The following is a 16,536-nucleotide window of genomic DNA, read 5'->3' as shown; positions in this document are numbered from 1 at the left end:
ATCGCCCATGTCGGTCTCGACACCTGGTCGGACATCGAAGTCCACCACGCGGAGCTGCTGCCCGCTCACCCCATGCCGGCTGAGCGCCGCGAGCACTTCACCCGCCAGGAGTTCAGAACTCGACGAGGCGGGGAACGGCTTGAGCGTGCAGTTGAGGACGAGCGCAGAGGGCATGGTGTGTCCTTTCGATGTCCACGCAGCCTATGTCGATGAGCGCCCCACCCGGACGGGTTGACAAGGCTCAGTTCAGGTCCCGAACGACGGACGACACATCAGGATACGGGCTATCCGCGCCTGTTCAGGGTGAGTTACCCACAGGCGGGGCGGCTTCCGGGCTGCGCCGTTTCTGTGTCCGCGCAGCGGTCACCAGCGTGGTCATCGCGAACGCGAACTGGCATCCGGCCACGACCAGATTGAACCAGTCACGGGACGATCCCGACCACCCGAAGGCGACCAGCGCAACTTGCACGGCCACGAGCAGGAGCAGGACGATGCCCAGTGTCATGGTGAGCTTCTGGCGACCGGTAGGAGTCATGGGCGCAGCCTAATTCTCGTGCCGGGCAGCATCGTCGCCGCGTTTGAGGTGCCGACGACCGGTGACGACCGACACGATCGCGAGCGCGATCAGCCCGAGGAACCCCACCAGCGCGATCACGTCCAAGGCCGAACCTGACCACCGCGCGAAAAGGGCAGGCAACTGCACGCCCGACAATACGAGCAGCAGGATCCAGAACGTGAGCGGCAGCTTCCGACGGAAGATGGAGGTCATGCCCGCCCCTGTCTTGTTGCGTCAGCGGCACGCGTGCGACAACGAGCACCGCGCACGAGCTGCACGATCGAGACGATGACCGCGACCACCAGCACGCCGAGGACGATCCAGGTGCGCACGGCGTCGACCGGGAACGAGAAGTCCAGGCCGAACATGATGAGGGTCACGATGGAGAACCACGCCACGTACACGGCTCTGTGCGCTTGGGACCATTCCCCGACCCGATCCAGCCACGCCGTCTCGTCCCACTCCCGATACCCCATGCCTCACCGTAACGCCCGGGAGCACTCCCTCTTTGGGGCTTGTCCAGCGCACTCGGGTGTCTCTAAGGTGATGACCCGTTTCTGTGCCCGTGCGGCGGTCACCAGGATGGTCATCGCGAACGCGAACTGACACGCGACCACGACCAGATTGAACCAGTCGCGGAACGATCCCGACCACCCGGACGCGACTAGCGCAACTTGCACGTCCACGAGCAGGACGATGCCCAGTGTCATGGTGAGCTTCTGGCGACCGGTGGACGTCATGGGCGCGGCCTAGTTCTCGGGCGGGGTATCGTCATCCCCACCGCGTTTGATGTCTCGATGACGGGCCACGAGCGCTGCGATCGCGAGTGCGAGCATTCCGAGAAGCCCGACCAGTACGAAGATGTCGAGCGCGGACCCAGACCACCGGAGAAACAGGCCGGGCAGCTGCAAACCCGCCAGGACGAACAGGGCGAACGAGGAGCTGAGCAGCAGCTTCCGACGATAGAGGCGCGTGACAGGAGCCATGCCCGCAGCCTAGCTCTTCGCGCCAGTTCGCAGAGCGGGACGGTCATCAAGGCCTGGAGTAGGTGGGCAAAGGGCCTCTGCCGCGGTGGGAATGATGGCCTTCATCCTGTGGAAGACGAAGGCCATCATCTCCCGTGATCCCTCGGGCGCACAGTTCCTGTCGTCGGCTTCGTCGCCTGTGAGGTTGTCTCAGCGTTGATGGGCTGGTCAGTGCTGTTCCGGGCTGGGGGATTCGGTCGACGAGCGATCATGTCGGTCTTCGTCGGCGCGCGCCTCAGCAGTGCGGATGCGTCGGTAGAGGGTCGCTCTGGACATGCCGAGATCTCGCGCGACGTGAGCGGCGGGTTCGCCGGCGTCGATGAGTCGAATCGCGTTGCGGATCTGACTGTCGGTGAATGCCTGGCGCCGGCCGCCGAGGTCGAGTCCTTGGGCTCGGCGTTTGGCCACGGAGTCGGTGATGCGCTCGCGTTTGATCTCGAGCTCCATCTGCGCCAGTGCTGCCATGACGGTGAACACCATGGCCCCCATCGGGGTGTGGGTGTCGACATCTCCGCCCCCGAGATTCAGGACGCGGAGGCCGGAACCGCGGCTGCGGAGGGTCTCGGCGAAGGCGAGCATGTTCTGCGTCGACCGGCCCAGCCGATCCAGGGTTGCGATCACCAGAGTGTCGCCGTGCTCGAGGGCGTTGATGGCCCGGTCGAACTCGGGTCGGGATGCGCGGGCTCCGGAGACGCCGCGGTCGACGTAGAGGTCGTCGCGACGGACGCCGACGGCGAGCAGGTCGGCTTCTTGCCGGTCGGTGGTTTGGCGCGTGGTGGATGCGCGCGCGTACCCGATGAGCTTGGTGTGAGTCGCAGCGATAAGTGGCCGCTTTCTGTTCCCAGTTAGTGGCCGATCAAGAGCGCTTCTCGCGCGGTGTCGACGACCTCGGGTGTGATCTCGGTGAGCTGATTCAGCGCGGTGACTCGTTCGATCTGAGTAAGGAGTCGATCGACGAGGCGGAAGTTGCCGGCGGTGATCCGAACGATGGTTGCAACTGCGGTCGCGTGGGCGACGCCCCCGTCGGTGGAGTCTGGGACTGGCGGTAGTCGGCTGGCGAGCACGGCGGTGAGTTCGTCTGGTGTGAGCGGCTTGAACTCGTGGGCGAAGCCGATTCGGCTGTAGAGCTGGGGGTATCTGGCGAGGCGTTTCTCGATGCCGGGCATGCCGATGAGGATGACGCCCATGTGGTGGCGGTCGAAGTAGTCGCGGACCTGCTCGAGGCCGGTCGTTTTCAGTCGATCGGCTTCATCGATGATGAGCAGTTCGGTGCGGCCGCTCGAGCGGGACTCGGTGTGAACGTATGGGTCGACTTCGCGGTGCTCGTCGTAGTCGACGGCGAAGGAGATCGCTTGGCACGCCCCGGGGAGGCCTTGATCGATCTGCCGGACGGTGGCGGCAACGGTTGGTGTGAAGAAGGCTGTCCGCGCCTCGAGTACTCGTTGGGGCACGGGCCCGAGGTCGTCGTTGGTGAAGATGGATTGCCATTGTTCCCATTCGTCGGTGCCTGCGTACTGGCGAGCAGAAAGGGTCTTCCCGACGCCGGGCGGGCCCCAGCAGAGTCCGATGTAGCCGTGGGTGCGGACGGTGTCGGCGAATTCCTTGAACCGCCGATGCTCGCGCGTGATTTGGAAGGGAGGGCGTTCGGGTGGTGGCGGCGCCGACGTGTTCACTTCGCGGTGCTCGCCGGAGAGGAAACGGCGACCATCGTCGCCCTTGTGGAGGAGGGTGTGCTTTTCGTTAATCGGTCGCATAGAGGCGCAATCCATGTCGAGGCGGAGGTTCTTCGGTGGGTTCGACATCCAGTTCGGGTGGTTCTACGGGCGCGTAGCGGGTGTCCTCGGGCAGGGAATCCGCGAGGCTGCGTCGGCTTCGCAGTTGCTGCTTCAGGTCGCGCCGGCGCCGTCCTCGAGCTAACTGCAGCTGCTGTAGCGAGACGGCGTCGGCTGCGAGCTCGGGTGCGATGGCGCGGCAGAGAAAGGCGTCGTTGAAATAAACCCGGATCTCGCCGACGTCACGGGGATCGAAACGCACCGTCACGTCCTCCCCGACGTACGCGGCAAGGACCGAGGACACATAGCGGGTAGAGGCGAACTGGATGCCATCGCGCTGCACCCTCCGCGATGCTGCTGCAGTTAAGAGGAGAAGGTCGAGATCCTCGGGATGGGCGGGCGCCCTCGGAATGAACCCAGTCGAGCTCCACCGGTCGACCGGGGCCTCTCGGGTCCCGGAATGCTGGCGGCTGTTGTACTCATCAACGATGAAATGCTCGACGATACCGTCCAGCTGCTCAAGGGTGAGCGCAGGATCGGTGAGCGGCTTCCCGTTGGTACCGTGCGGGATGAATCCGGCAAGGTGTGGGAGGAGCTCGGTGGTGATAGTGCGGTAGAACCGCTCGATCTTGCCGCGGCCCTGTGGCACTCCGGGCCGGGAGTGGATGAGTCGAATGTGGGTGTCTAGGCAGACTCGTTCCAACCGCACTGAGGTGAAGTCGGAGCCGTGATCGCTGTAGAGCACATCGGGCAGTCCTGAGATGGGCCAGGCCGGGTTCGTCTTTCGGTTGATGGCTTGGTGGAGTGCGAGTGCGGTCTGTTCTGCATTCGGTGCGCAGAGGAAGAGGGTGAAGCCGGCAACTGCGCGGGAGTAGTCATCCAGGACGATCGTCAGCCAGGGCCGCACCGCGGCACCGTCCTTGCCAAGCACGACGACATCGAGGAGGGTGTGGTCGGCTTGCCACTGCTCGTTTGGTCGCTCAGCGTTGCGGCGGAACACGAGCTCGAATCGGTCACGGTACGCGGCATCCCCCTTCGTAGCGAGCGTCCGCAGACCCGGGTCGACCGCCTGCACGGTCGTCCGGACGCTGGAGTAGCTGGGCGCCGGCAGACCGCGGTCCCGGGCGATGTCACCGATACGACGGTGAATGTACGCCGTCGTAGGTGCCGGGTGTCGAAGAGCCAGCGCTTCGACCGCTTCGATCAACTCGGCGGGCATGCGCCGTTGCCCCTTGTCGCTGCGAGTCGGCCGCCGCAGCGAAGTTGGATCAGCTCGGTACGCGGCTGCCCACCGCCGGAGTGTGCGAGCTGGCACGCCTGAGTCCTCGGCGATCCTGACCCAGGGGACGCCGTCGTCGTGTTCGCATAGCAGCGCCAATTTCTCCTCGACACTGCGCTGCGCCATGACTCATCACCGGCTATCCCTGACGGACGCCAGACTGGAGGTGGCGGTAGATGGTGGGTCGGGAGACACCGAAGGTATCGGCGATCTCTTGCACGGTGTGGTTGCCGCTGTCATACATCGACCGGGCCTGCCTGATTTTGTTTGCGGTCATCTTGAACTTCGGCCCACCTTTCCGGCCGCGCGCACGGGCGGCTGCGAGTCCGTCGTGGGTGCGCTCGACGATGAGGTCATGTTCAAACTCGGCAATCGCCGCGAGCATGTGGAAGAACAGCCGTCCCCCGGGAGTGGTCGTATCGATGCCCTGCGACAGTGCCTTCAATCCGATCCCACGCTGCTGTAGCTCGTCGGCCACCTGCTTCAGGTTCCGAACCGAGCGGCCGAGCCGGTCCAGCTTGGTCACGACGAGTGTGTCACCGTCGCGCAGATACGACAGCGCATCCGTCAGCGCCGGCCGCTTGGCGAGGGTGCCCGATGCGCGCTCGACGAAGATCTTGTCGCAGCCGGCAGCCTCGAGCACGTCGGTCTGTCCTTCGGGATTCTGATCCCGGGTCGAGACGCGCGCGTAACCGATCGTTGCCATGCCTCAATGTAACGCAAACGCTGCTCGCATTACATAGATTGCGAACATGAGTCATGAGACGCGACGCGCCGGTTTTTGACACGAGCCCCTCGGCTGTCTCATGAACGTTCGTTCATGATCGGGGCGGCGTGGCACGGGAACTGCGGGGTGGGTGGCCAGCATCTCAGACCTGAGCACACCCTGACCTCGTTGCGAGCCGTGGATGACTCGACGCGGCGAGGTGTTCTCGGTCAGTGGCCTGCGCCGAGCTTTCCGGCGAGGCGACCGTGGAACTTGGTGCTGGCTTCGTTGAGGCCTTCGAAGACGACGCGTTTGCCGTGCTGCTCGTACTTGATAGCGATGGCGTCGAGGGCGGCGACCGTGGAGGCATCCCAGATGTGACTGGTCGACATATCGATCACGATCCGGTCGGGGTCCTCGGCGTATTCGAATTGGGTGGTGAGGTCGTTGGAGGAGGCGAAGAACAGCTCTCCGTCGACGGTGTAGTGGGCGGTGGGAACGGGCTCATCTAGACGGAGCTCGCGGGTGACTGTGGCGAAGTGGGCCACGCGGCGGGCGAAGATGACCATCGCCACGAGCACACCCACGATGACGCCGATCGCGAGGTTGTGGGTCACGACGACCACGACAACCGTTGCGACCATCACTGCGGTCTCACCGATCGGCATTGCTTTGAGGGTCGAGGGCTTGATGGAGTGCCAGTCGAACGTTGCGACGGACACCATGATCATGACCGCGACGAGGGCGGCCATCGGGATGATCGACACCAGGTCGCCGAGGCCCACGACCAGGATGAGTAGGAACACGCCGGCGAGGAACGTCGAGATGCGGGTGCGGGCGCCGGAGGCTTTCACATTGATCATGGTCTGGCCGATCATCGCGCAGCCGCCCATTCCGCCGAAGAAGCCAGAGAGAACGTTCGCGGCTCCCTGACCCCAGGCCTCGCGGGTCTTCCGGGAGTGGGTGTCGGTGATCTCGTCGACGAGCTTTGCAGTCATCAACGACTCGAGGAGCCCGACGACCGCCATTGCTGCGGCGAACGGGGCGATGATCGTGAACGTCTCCCAGGTGAAGGGAACGTTGGGGACGAACAACGACGGCAGACTCCGCGGCAGCTCGCCCTGGTCACCGACGGAGGGGACGTTGAACGCGAACAGGACCGTCGCGCCGGTCAGGAGCACGATCGCCACCAGTGGGGCGGGGATTACCTTGGTGATCTTCGGCATGAACACCATGATCAGGATGCCGACCGCGACCAGGGGATAGACCAGCCAGGAGACACCGAGCAGGTTCGGGACCTGGGCGATGAAGATCAGAATCGCGAGGGAGTTCACGAAGCCGACCATCACGCTGCGCGGGATGAATCGCATCAGCTTCGCAACTCCGAGAAGAGCGAAGAGGACTTGGAAGATGCCCGCGAGGATGACGGTGGCGATGAAGTAGTCCATGCCGTAGTCGCGGGCGACGGGGGCAATCACCAGGGCGACGGCGCCGGTCGCGGCGGTGATCATCGCGGGTCGGCCGCCGAGGAACGCGATCGACACGGCCATCACGAATGAGGAGAACAGGCCGACGGCTGGGTCCACGCCGGCGATGATCGAGAACGAGATCGCCTCCGGGATCAAGGCGAGGGCGACGACGAGGCCGGCGAGGACTTCGCGGGTCAGCAGGCGCGGGGTGCGCAGGGCGGTCAGGACCGAGGGATTCGCTTTGTAGCGATCGGGTGAGTCGGTTTTCTGGGCGATAGCCAAAGCTGTCTCCAATGCGCGGGGCCATCCGCAGAGGGCCGGTGGATATGTCGAGCTCCGGCGCCCCGTTGCGCGCACCACTACGCTCGTGGCCGAGAATGGTGGGGAAGAGTGTGCGTCTCACTGGTCTCCCAGCAGGTGATGCGACACTACCCTAACGTAAGAGTTGATTTGTTGGAGAGGTGTCATGGAGCCCGAAACGACCGCCCGATGATGCACATCGGGGAACTGGCCGAACGGACCGAGCTGTCCTTGCGCACCATCCGGCACTACGACGAAGTCGGACTCCTCAAGCCCTCCGGTCGCACCGAGGGTGGGTTCCGCCTCTACACGGAGGGCGACTTCTCCCGCCTGATGCTGATCCGCAGGATGAAGCCTCTCGGGTTCCCGTTGGAAGAGATGAGTGAGCTGCTGCGCATCATCGACGTCCTCGAGAAGAACGATGACCCTGCCCTCCGCGCTGAACTGCAGGGGTTCATTGAACGTGCGACGCAGCAGCGGGAGAAGCTGCAGAAGCAGCTCGACATGGCTGACGAGTTCGTCGATCTCCTTCGCAAGCGCTGACACACCACGTGTCGCCCTCGCCTCAGTCGGCCGGCCTCCCGGCCACACAACGCCGCAACTATGCGGCCAGATAGCGATGCGATTCACAAATTAGGAGGTGTGGGGGAGTGGCCCGACGAGACGTCTCGTATCCCTAGGGTTGCGAGACATCCCATCGACTAGTTCCGAAGGGCCCGGGCGTGAACTCTTGAATGTGGAGGCATCTGACGGCCGGGTTTTCGCGGCGCTCTATACCGTTACGCTGGCCCAGCCGACGCAGCACTGCATACCGTATAGCTGCTCTCGAATAGCGAGAAATGATGCGTCTAGGGTTTCTTGAGCCGTCCGTGCAGTGCTCGTCAAGGTGCTTTTTTCGGGTTCTCGGAAGCCTTTAGGCAGGATTAGCATCGACTATATGAATCGTACCGACCGGTTGTATGCGCTGGTCGAGGAGCTCAGAGCCGTGGCACCGCGCCCGCTCAGTGCCAGGCGGCTCGCCGAGCGATTCGAGGTGAGCAACCGCACTATCGAACGCGACCTGTCCGCGTTGCAGCAAGCCGGTGTGCCCATCTGGGCGGAACCCGGCCGGACCGGCGGCTACTGCATCGACGTCGCACACACGCTCGCGCCGCTCGGCTTCACCGTCGACGAAGCTCTCGCCGTCACCGTCGCACTTGGCATGCTGTCCACGAGCCCGTTCCGGACGGACGCGACCACTGCGCTGCGCAAAGTCGTCGCGGTCATGGATCGGGGCACGCTGCACGAAACGGCTGAGCTTGCCGCGCGCGTCCACCTGCTCGACGATGGACCGGCACCCGATGCTCCGACGGCCCTCGCGGGCGCGCTCCGCTCCGGGAGCGTGCTGCGGATCGCCTACCGGGACCGTGCTGGCGCGGACACGATCCGCGACGTCGAACCTCTCGGCTACCTGGGCAAGGGGCGTGACTGGTACCTGATCGGCTGGTGCCGACTCCGCGACGGCGTTCGCGCGTTCCGAGGGGATCGCGTGATGACTGCGGAACCGACCGGCGAGCGTGCGCCACGCCGATCGCTCAGCGCTGAAGACCTTGACATCGCCTACGGGACGCTGCGCACGCTCAACGCTTCAAATGGCCCCGACGTGTTTCCGCGCGGCGCATCCCGTACAGCCCGGGCGAGTTTCGAAACACCGACATGACGTTGTCGCGGAAGCGGCGCACCATGGGGGGATCGGGTCGTGCGACCCGGCCGAAAGGAACACCATGGACTTCGCATCTATCCGCATCATCACCGAGGACGTTGACCGTCTCGCCCGCTTCTACCAGCTCGTGACGGGCACGGACGCCACCCGCCCCGCCCCTGTATTCGCCGAGTTCCGTACCGCCGCAGGCACGCTAGCGATCGGCAGCACGGCGACCGTCGCGATGCTCGGCGAACATGCTCCCAAGCCTGGCCGCAACGACTCGGTCATCATCGAGTTCCTCGTGACGGACGTCGATGCGGAATTCGCGCGCCTCCGGGACGCGCTGGAGGACATCGTCCTGGAGCCAGCCACGATGCCGTGGGGAAACCGGTCAGCGATGTTCCGCGACCCCGACGGCAACCTCGTCAACCTGTTCACGAGGCCGGCCGGGCAGTCTCGCTAGCCGCACGGCCAGGGGACGGCCCCAGGACGCATGACAGACCAGTGTTTCCGCGGTCTTCGTTGAGACCGACGGACCACGGCTGGAGGATCTACTTAGACTGACACCACTTGCATTCTGTCGGCCAGGGTCAAGGACACCCATTTCCGTTCGAGGACGCAGCCAACCGTTGCCACGGCAAGTAGCGCCGGCCAGCTGGATCGGCCAGTGGCCCAGTTCCAATAGTCGCGGTCGACGATGAAACACCGAAGGACTTCAACCGACCTGGTCGCGTGCGCGGGGTCAGCCGCCAGGATCCACGTTGAAGACGTTGGAGCGTGATTCTCCTGCAGGTGGCAGGGGTGATGGCGATTGGCTGGAGCTCTCCGAGAACACGTCTGCGCAATAGCCGACCTCCCCAGGGTGCCGGTTGTGCTGCTATTCGGACCCGGAGGTGCCTGGCGGGAGCGGGCCTGCCAGAAAGGGGGGCCTCGGAACGTATCGGTTCCGAGGCCCAGCTCGACCGCGTGGTTGTGGTGTGGGGAGTCAACTTCGCGGGAAGGCGTGTCGCTTCGCAACGATGGTGACGATCGCGGCGGCTGCTGCTAGGACGAGGCAGACGTCCACCAGGATGTTCGTTCCGTAGGCGCCCAACAGGAGCCCGCCGATCAGGCCACCGCCGGCGATCGACCCGCTGAAGACCGAGATGAATACCGACTGTGAGACGTCGCCCGCTGGGCCGGAGGCGTTCACGATGGCTGTGGTGAACAGTGTCGCTGAGCTTCCGAATGCGAGTCCCCAAGCGGCCGCAGCGAGGAACACAACGACCGGTGAGTCGGAGAGGAGCGCGAGCGCCAGCACGGCCGCCGCGAAGAGGACAGTGCTGACGACGATCAGCGTCCGCAGGCGTCGATCGATGTGTGTGCCGACGACGAAGATGCTCAGTACCGCTAGCGCGCCGAAGACGAAGAGGATCCAGCCCGTCTGCGCCGCCAGCCCGATGTCCGAGAGATACGCGGCGATGTACGTGTAGAGGATATTGTGCGCGATCACGAACGCAGCGACGACGAACAGGATGGTCGGTACGCCCTTGAGCGACAGGACGTGCCTGACAGTGTGCCGATCGGTGCGGGGGATGCCGGGGAGGTTCGGCAGGAAGATCAGTACCCAGACGATGGTGAGCGCGGTCATTGCAGCGGAACCCCAGAACGCCAGCTGCCAGGTAGCGACCTGGCCAATGAGGACGCCCACTGGAACGCCGAGTGCGAGAGCGACGGGGATGCCGCCGAGGGCGATCGCAATGGCACGGCCCTGCTTGCCGGCGGGCGCGATTCGGGCAGCGTACGCGCCGAGCAGCGCCCAGATGACAGCGGAGGACAAACTGGCGACGAAGCGAGCGATCAAGGTGACCGTGAGGTCCGTGGACAGGGCGGTGAGCCCGTTCGTCACGATTTGGGTGAGCAGTGCCACGATCAGGAGGTCGCGTCGTCGCCAGTTTGTCGTCGCTACGGCGAGTGGGATGACGGCGATTGCGGTGCCGATGGCGTACACGGTGACGGTCTGGCCGGTCACTGCGACGCTCTGATGCAGAGTCTTGCTCATTGCGGGGATGAGTCCGGCGGGCAGTGCTTCCGTGAGGATGCCGATGAAGCCGGAAATGAACAAGCCGATGAGGGCGAGGATCGGTAGTCGGCCTGTGCTCGACTGCGTGATTGGAGAGGTGGTGGTCATGCAAGCGGCTTTCTGAGCAGACGCGGATCCAAAAGCGGATCGAAGATGCCACGTGTCGAATGACCGGGCGCCAGTAATTCTACGCAGCGTCGATTAAAAGTCAACACAACGTCAAAATTTATCGACGCGGTACAATCGGTCACATGGCTCCATATGCGTACGACGAACACGGGCGGCGTGTGATGGCTCCGTCCAAGGGCGAGCAACGCGAGAAAGCGATTCTCGATCAAGCCGAGAGACAACTTGTCGAAGCTGGTCCAGACGGTATGACCGTCGAATCGATCGCGAACGCCGCTGGTATCACCCGAGGGGCGCTCTACTTCTACTTCCGCTCGAAAAACGACGTCCTCGCAGCACTCGTGCAGCGCATCGTGGTCGAGTTGACCGGGGCGGTAGCGAGCCGGGAGAAAGCGGTGCCAGGACAGCCTCGTGATGCGCTCATGAGTGCTATCGAACTCACCGAGGATCTGTGGTCACGACACGGCGCAGTCATGCGGGCCGCAGTCGACCTGTCGCCGTCGGTTCCCGTGATCGCCGAGCTCTGGAACGGCGCGCGAAACGAGATCGCGGAGAGCGTTCGACTCATCGCTGTGCACGGCGGGGCGCCCGACGGGACCGGTCCAGACGGCGCTGCGACACTTAGCCGGATCCTCGTCGGTGCGACCGAGCGGGCGTTTTACGAGGCGTCAGTGCGCGGAGCGCCCCTGAGCGACGTGGCTCGCGCGCTCGAAACGGTCTGGACGCGCACCCTCCGCCTCGACATCGAGTAAAACAACGAGCGGGTCGCGCTGCAGGTGTGGGTGGGTCGGCGAATCCGTAGGAAGCGGCCCTTCGCGAGGTGCTGCGCCAGGTTTTGTCTGCCGCGTCTCGGCGAGGCAGCCCGTGCGATGCACGTGCTGCCGGTGGGGACGTGTCTGTATGACCGTGGGGGGTCACCCCTCGAGTGCGTCTTGCCCGGGGTTTATTGCGTCGCGTCAGTCCAGCACGGCATACGCTTCGAGCTCGACCAGCACGTCGGGCTCGAAGAGGAAGTCGACGCCAATCGCCGAAAGTGGCGGTAGTGGCATCGGCAGGTGGAGTTCCTCCCGCACCTGCTCGATGCCGGCGATCCACTCCGTGAACATCTCTGGCGTGGACTTGGTGAGGAAGAAGCGCAGCCGCACCACGTCGTCGAACGTGGCGCCGGCTCCGGCGAGCCCGCGTGCGGTGTTGCGGAGCACTTGCGCGACCTGGCCGGCCAGGTCGTCCGGTGCGAGGCGGTTCCCTTCGCCGTCCCGGGCGATCTGTCCGGCGACGTGCACCTGCCGGCTCCCCGTCGCGACGGATACGTGGTCGTAGTTGACGGGTTGGAACATGCCCTCAGGGGAGGATGTTGTGACGGTCATATGATCCCTTCTCTCAATAGTCGGTTCCCTATGTATACCTTGTGCAGCAAGGGAACTTCAACGAGACTAGGTGGCATGGATAACACCGCACCGACCATAACGAAGCTGCTGCAGGTCGACGCTCCGCACCGAGGGCTGCTCGACGAGCTGCTCGACAAGTGGTCGCTCCAGGTGCTCGATCAACTTTGTGAGCGTTCGCTGCGCTTTAACGAGCTCCGGCGGGCGATTCCGGCGGTCGGCCAGAAGTCGCTTACGGCCACCCTGCGTCGACTCGAACGCAATGGGATGATCACGCGCGTCGTGCTCGAGGCCCGGCCGGTCGCGGTGGAGTACCGTATCTCGCCGATTGGTGAAACGTTGAACGAGCTCGTCGATGCCTTACTGCGCTGGACCGACCAGCAGTTGCCCGCGGTGCAGGAGGCGCGCGCCCGCTACGACGGCAGTGGAGCGTAGCGGGCGCGGTACGATTCCGTCCAATGTCGGCGCCGTGATCATCTCGTCTTTGGTTCAAGCGGTCTGCTCGGCGCTGCCAGTAGCTCCGGCGATGCCCACGCGCAGCGGCCCGCTTCGGAACATGAGGCCGGCGATCACGGCCGCCCCGACGAACACCGCCGACGCACTCCAGAACACGAGGTGGTAGCTCGCGATCGTCGCGTTGGAGATCGTCGCCGGCATGGTCGCGGTCGCACTGTTGGCCGCGAGGTGGTTCGCAACGGCGAGCGTCGCGATCGAGCTGAAGACGGCCGTCCCGATCGACCCGCCGAGCTGCTGCGCCGTGTTCACCATGGCCGATGCGACGCCCGAGTCGTCAGCGCGCACACCGCTCGTCGCGGCATTCTGCACCGGCCCGAAGATGAAGCCGAAGCCGAGGCCCGTCACGAGCAGCGCCGGCAGCACACTGCCCGCATACCCCGTCTCCGCGCCGATCCCGGTGAGCAACGCCATGCCGGTCGCCGCGAGCAGGCAGCCGATCGGGATGAGGGGGCGCGGGCCGGTGCGCGGCATCAGGACGGACCCTGAAACGACCGCGCCGACCATCACGAGCCCGATCATCGGCAGGAAGCCGAGCCCCGTTTGGATGGGCGTCAGGCCGAGTGTCTCCTCGAGGTAGTAGGTGAGGAAGAGGAAGATCGCGAACATGCCGGTGCCGCAGATCGCGAGCGTGAGGAACGCGGCGCCGCGGCCACGGTCGAGGACGACACGCAGCGGTAAGAGCGGATGGTCGACCCGCCGTTCGATGAGCACGAACACGACCAGGAGGATCGCTCCGACGATGGCCGGGCCCCACGTCCACGGGTCGGCCCAGCCGCGCGCCGCAGCATTGCCGAGCCCGTAGACGAGGCCGCCGACGCCGAATACCGAGGTGATCGCTCCTGCGATGTCGAGTCTGATGTGGGCCGGTCGCTCGCCATCGCGCACGAGGATGACGGCACCGATGAACGCGATCACCGCGATGATCACGTTGACGTAGAGGCACCACCGCCAGGACAGGAACTGGGTCAGCACACCACCCATCAACAGCCCGATGGCACCGCCCGCTCCCGAGATCGCGCCGAAGAGGCCGAACGCTTTCGCGCGTTCCTTCGGGTCGTCCGCGAACGTCACAGACAGCAGCGACAGCGCGGCGGGTGCGAGCATCGCCGCGAAGACGCCCTGTGCGACGCGGGCGACGAGGAGCAGTTCGATGCCCTGTGCAGCACCACCAACAGCCGAAGCAATGGCGAACCCGCCGATGCCGATGAGGAGCATGCGCTTGCGCCCGATGAGATCGGAGAGCCGTCCGCCGAGCAGTAGCAGACTGCCGAACGCGAGCGCGTACCCGGTGACGACCCACTGACGGCTCGCATCGGTGAAGCCGAGGTCGTGTTGGGCACTCGGGAGGGCGATGTTCACGATCGTGGCGTCGACGATGTCCATAAACTGCGCGAGCGCGAGGACGACGAGGATGAGCCAACGGTAGCGGCGGATGTGGGCGCCGACGCTGCTCGCGGCGGGCAGGCCTGGTGCGCCGGGTGGCGGGGTGTGTGCAGTCATGGGTACCTCTGAGGAGTGTCGGGTCGCCTGATGCGACGGTCTGGAGGAAGAGGGCGGCGACGCTGGGCAGATGCACGACGTCACGGCGACGAACGGATGCGTTTCCTGCGGGCGGCGCGAATGCGGGCCAGAAATGCAGGCGCGACGATTCAGGCCACTACGGTCGTCGCCGTGGCCTGACTGGTCCTGGGGGTCTACTCCACGAGGAGGACGAGCTTGCCGCGCACCCGACCTGACTCGCCGACGCGGTGCGCCTGGGCGATGTCCTGCAGCGGGAACGTCTGTCCGACGGGGAGCGTGAACGCGCCGTCGGCGATGAGCCCGGCGACGAGCGGGAGTGCGTACGTCGCTCGGCCGCCGTCGCCACGGCTGAACCGCACGCCGTGGGCGTGTGCACCGTTGACGTCGGCGACGGTCAGGACGTTGTCGGCTCCGCCGGCGAGATCAATCAGCTCAGGAAGGATGCCGTTGCCTGCGATGTCGAGTGCGAGGTCGACGCCGCCTGGGCTGAGGTCGCGAACCCGGTCCGCGAGGCCGTCTCCATAGACCACGGGCACGGCGCCGAGGGACGCGAGGTACGCCTGATTCGAGGGTCCCGCCGTTCCGATGACGCGTGCACCGCGGCCGATGGCGAGCTGGGTGGCCGCACTGCCGACACTGCCGGATGCGCCGTTTATGAGAATGGTGCGGCCGGCGAGGTCCGTGCTTTCGCTCAGCTCGCCGAGCTGATCGAGCGCGCGGGCCGCGGTTTCTGCGACGGCGGGGAGGGCAGCAGCGTCGGCGAAATCGAGTCCGGGTGGGATCGGCGCCCAGTCGGACAGGATGAACAGCTCAGCCTGGGCCGCGCCGCTGGGGCCCGCCCCGACAACCCGATCTCCGATCGCGACGTCAGTCACGCCATCTCCGAGTTCGTCCACGACGCCCGCGGCTTCGTAGCCGAGCGTCTGTGGGAGCTCCTGGTCCATCAGGCCTTGGCGTTTTTTCCAGTCGCTCGCGTTGACGCCGGCGGCGTGCACGGCGATCCGGATCTCGCCCGCTGCGGGGTGAGGCTCTGGGAGGTCGACGATCTCGAGGACCTCTGGGCCGCCGAAGCGGCTGAATTGTGCGGCTTTCATCTGGTGCTCCGTTCTGAGGCGGTCCCGTCGGGGCCGCGATGGTCGGTGTTCGGCGCCAGCCCCTGCAGCAGCAGGTCGAGCGCGAAGTCGAACCGCTCCATGTCGTCGCCGGACGCCAGCTCCTCGGCGTATTCGACCGTCGCGGGGAAGCGGTCTGCCGGGAGCATGCGGAACCGTGCGATCGTCGCATCGCGGTCGATCACCCGTTCGTCGACGCCGGTCGCAGGGTCGCGACGCAGTGAGGCCTCAAGGCTGTACGCGGCCACGTAGAGCGTTGCCGCGTCGATGCCCCACGCAGCGATCCCGGGTGCGATGCCGCCGGCCAGCAGGATGGAGAGCATCCCTTCTGACAGCTGCATCGCGTCGAGGTTGTTGGGCGATGCGGACAGCGCCGCCCGTGCGACGCCCGGGTAGCGCAGGTACGCGTCGCGAAGTTGTTGACACACGTCGGTGAACTGTTCGACCCATCGTGCGCCGTCCGGCTGCGGGACCCGCACACGTGCGCTGATCGCGCCGATGAGGAGGTCATCGAGTTCTGCCTTATTGCGCACGTGTACGTACAGTGATGCCGCGCCTGTCTGCAACGCTGCGGCGACGCGGCGCATCGTGAGGGCATCGAATCCTTCTGAGCCGATCAGCTCGAACGCCGCATCGAGGATGCGTTCGCGGGTGATCGGCTGCTTGCGGGGCTTGGGCGTCTGCGCCGCCTCCCACGCGGCAACCTTCGCAGCCCATCCCTCTGCCGAGGCACCTGGCCGTTCATTCGTCTCATCCATACGACAAACGTAACACGAACACTGTTCGTTGTACGATTAATGTTCGTAACCGAGTGGCGGTATCGGGTAGTTCTCAGATTCGACGCTAGGACGGTGGCGTCGTCCAGTGGTGTAGATCCACGGATGGCTGCTCCGCACAGGCTCGGAATATTGCCGTGGCGCCAGTGAGGAATCAAACTCTTTCGGGCGGCGCTGGCGCAGAGCGGCTGGAATCTCGGCTGAAGATCCTAGATGCGTGGGGAAGTCGATGTGTCAGAACCGCCTG

Annotated in this window: 20 protein-coding genes; 5 read left to right on the top strand and 15 right to left on the bottom strand. The window is 65.2% G+C overall.

Annotated elements, in window-relative coordinates; all coding sequences use genetic code 11:
* Positions 1–298 precede the first annotated feature (298 nt).
* The 10 genes from ACL9RL_RS18695 to ACL9RL_RS18650 form a co-directional block, all read right to left on the bottom strand.
* Positions 299–505: a hypothetical protein gene (locus ACL9RL_RS18695; protein WP_422781798.1), complete on the bottom strand. Its 207-nt coding sequence runs from the start codon at positions 503–505 to the stop codon at positions 299–301.
* A 39-nt stretch (positions 506–544) separates the two neighbouring features.
* Positions 545–769, bottom strand: coding sequence for a hypothetical protein (locus ACL9RL_RS18690; RefSeq protein WP_422781797.1), 225 nt, complete (start codon positions 767–769; stop codon positions 545–547).
* Positions 766–1,032, bottom strand: coding sequence for a hypothetical protein (locus tag ACL9RL_RS18685; RefSeq protein ID WP_422781796.1), 267 nt, complete (start codon positions 1,030–1,032; stop codon positions 766–768). The genes ACL9RL_RS18690 and ACL9RL_RS18685 overlap by 4 nt, the downstream gene beginning before the upstream one ends.
* A gap of 3 nt (positions 1,033–1,035) precedes the next feature.
* Positions 1,036–1,296 carry a hypothetical protein gene (locus ACL9RL_RS18680; RefSeq protein WP_422781795.1) on the bottom strand — a complete coding sequence of 87 codons (261 nt, stop codon included), beginning with the start codon at positions 1,294–1,296 and terminating at the stop codon, positions 1,036–1,038.
* A gap of 9 nt (positions 1,297–1,305) precedes the next feature.
* On the bottom strand, positions 1,306–1,542 hold the full coding sequence (locus ACL9RL_RS18675; protein WP_422781794.1) for a hypothetical protein: 237 nt from the start codon (positions 1,540–1,542) through the stop codon (positions 1,306–1,308).
* 207 nt (positions 1,543–1,749) lie between these two features.
* Positions 1,750–2,403: a recombinase family protein gene (locus ACL9RL_RS18670; protein ID WP_422781801.1), complete on the bottom strand. Its 654-nt coding sequence runs from the start codon at positions 2,401–2,403 to the stop codon at positions 1,750–1,752.
* A 23-nt stretch (positions 2,404–2,426) separates the two neighbouring features.
* Positions 2,427–3,335 (bottom strand): AAA family ATPase, encoded by a 909-nt coding sequence (locus ACL9RL_RS18665; RefSeq protein WP_422781793.1) that lies wholly within the window; start codon positions 3,333–3,335, stop codon positions 2,427–2,429.
* On the bottom strand, positions 3,322–4,572 hold the full coding sequence (locus ACL9RL_RS18660; protein WP_422781792.1) for a Mu transposase C-terminal domain-containing protein: 1,251 nt from the start codon (positions 4,570–4,572) through the stop codon (positions 3,322–3,324). Before ACL9RL_RS18660 ends, ACL9RL_RS18665 begins: the two co-directional genes overlap by 14 nt.
* Before the next feature lie 199 nt (positions 4,573–4,771).
* The gene (locus ACL9RL_RS18655) at positions 4,772–5,338 is read right to left on the bottom strand and encodes a recombinase family protein (RefSeq protein WP_422781791.1); all 567 of its coding nucleotides are present in this window, start codon (positions 5,336–5,338) and stop codon (positions 4,772–4,774) included.
* A gap of 230 nt (positions 5,339–5,568) precedes the next feature.
* Positions 5,569–7,089, bottom strand: coding sequence for a SulP family inorganic anion transporter (locus ACL9RL_RS18650; protein ID WP_422781790.1), 1,521 nt, complete (start codon positions 7,087–7,089; stop codon positions 5,569–5,571).
* Between the two features lie 207 nt (positions 7,090–7,296).
* On the opposite strand from ACL9RL_RS18650, the gene ACL9RL_RS18645 reads away from it, so the two are divergent.
* The 3 genes from ACL9RL_RS18645 to ACL9RL_RS18635 all read left to right on the top strand — a co-directional run bounded on the left by ACL9RL_RS18645 (position 7,297) and on the right by ACL9RL_RS18635 (position 9,254).
* Complete coding sequence (locus tag ACL9RL_RS18645) at positions 7,297–7,650, top strand: MerR family transcriptional regulator (RefSeq protein ID WP_422781789.1); 354 nt, start codon at positions 7,297–7,299, stop codon at positions 7,648–7,650.
* A gap of 394 nt (positions 7,651–8,044) precedes the next feature.
* Positions 8,045–8,806: a helix-turn-helix transcriptional regulator gene (locus tag ACL9RL_RS18640; protein ID WP_422781788.1), complete on the top strand. Its 762-nt coding sequence runs from the start codon at positions 8,045–8,047 to the stop codon at positions 8,804–8,806.
* Between the two features lie 64 nt (positions 8,807–8,870).
* Complete coding sequence (locus tag ACL9RL_RS18635) at positions 8,871–9,254, top strand: VOC family protein (protein WP_422781787.1); 384 nt, start codon at positions 8,871–8,873, stop codon at positions 9,252–9,254.
* 522 nt (positions 9,255–9,776) lie between these two features.
* Here ACL9RL_RS18635 and ACL9RL_RS18630 read toward each other — a convergent pair.
* Complete coding sequence (locus tag ACL9RL_RS18630; protein WP_422781786.1) at positions 9,777–10,961, bottom strand: MFS transporter; 1,185 nt, start codon at positions 10,959–10,961, stop codon at positions 9,777–9,779.
* A 143-nt stretch (positions 10,962–11,104) separates the two neighbouring features.
* Here ACL9RL_RS18630 and ACL9RL_RS18625 point away from each other — a divergent pair, with 143 nt between their 5' ends.
* Entirely contained in the window at positions 11,105–11,731 is a 627-nt protein-coding gene (locus tag ACL9RL_RS18625; RefSeq protein WP_422781785.1) for a TetR/AcrR family transcriptional regulator, read from the top strand.
* A 204-nt stretch (positions 11,732–11,935) separates the two neighbouring features.
* On the opposite strand, the gene ACL9RL_RS18620 is transcribed toward ACL9RL_RS18625, so the two are convergent.
* On the bottom strand, positions 11,936–12,346 hold the full coding sequence (locus ACL9RL_RS18620) for a Rid family hydrolase (protein ID WP_422781784.1): 411 nt from the start codon (positions 12,344–12,346) through the stop codon (positions 11,936–11,938).
* Between the two features lie 75 nt (positions 12,347–12,421).
* Here ACL9RL_RS18620 and ACL9RL_RS18615 point away from each other — a divergent pair, with 75 nt between their 5' ends.
* Positions 12,422–12,799, top strand: coding sequence for a winged helix-turn-helix transcriptional regulator (locus ACL9RL_RS18615; protein ID WP_422781783.1), 378 nt, complete (start codon positions 12,422–12,424; stop codon positions 12,797–12,799).
* Positions 12,800–12,853: 54 nt separating this feature from the next.
* On the opposite strand, the gene ACL9RL_RS18610 is transcribed toward ACL9RL_RS18615, so the two are convergent.
* From ACL9RL_RS18610 to ACL9RL_RS18600, 3 genes are all read right to left on the bottom strand, one after another.
* Positions 12,854–14,380 carry an MFS transporter gene (locus tag ACL9RL_RS18610; protein WP_422781782.1) on the bottom strand — a complete coding sequence of 509 codons (1,527 nt, stop codon included), beginning with the start codon at positions 14,378–14,380 and terminating at the stop codon, positions 12,854–12,856.
* A gap of 194 nt (positions 14,381–14,574) precedes the next feature.
* Positions 14,575–15,495 carry an NADP-dependent oxidoreductase gene (locus ACL9RL_RS18605; RefSeq protein ID WP_422781781.1) on the bottom strand — a complete coding sequence of 307 codons (921 nt, stop codon included), beginning with the start codon at positions 15,493–15,495 and terminating at the stop codon, positions 14,575–14,577.
* Positions 15,492–16,271 carry a TetR/AcrR family transcriptional regulator gene (locus ACL9RL_RS18600; protein WP_422781780.1) on the bottom strand — a complete coding sequence of 260 codons (780 nt, stop codon included), beginning with the start codon at positions 16,269–16,271 and terminating at the stop codon, positions 15,492–15,494. The genes ACL9RL_RS18605 and ACL9RL_RS18600 overlap by 4 nt, the downstream gene beginning before the upstream one ends.
* Positions 16,272–16,536 lie beyond the last annotated feature (265 nt).

Source organism: Plantibacter sp. Mn2098, assembly GCF_049319745.1.
Taxonomy (GTDB): Bacteria; Actinomycetota; Actinomycetes; order Actinomycetales; family Microbacteriaceae; genus Plantibacter.
This window is presented reverse-complemented; position numbering and strand designations above follow the sequence as displayed.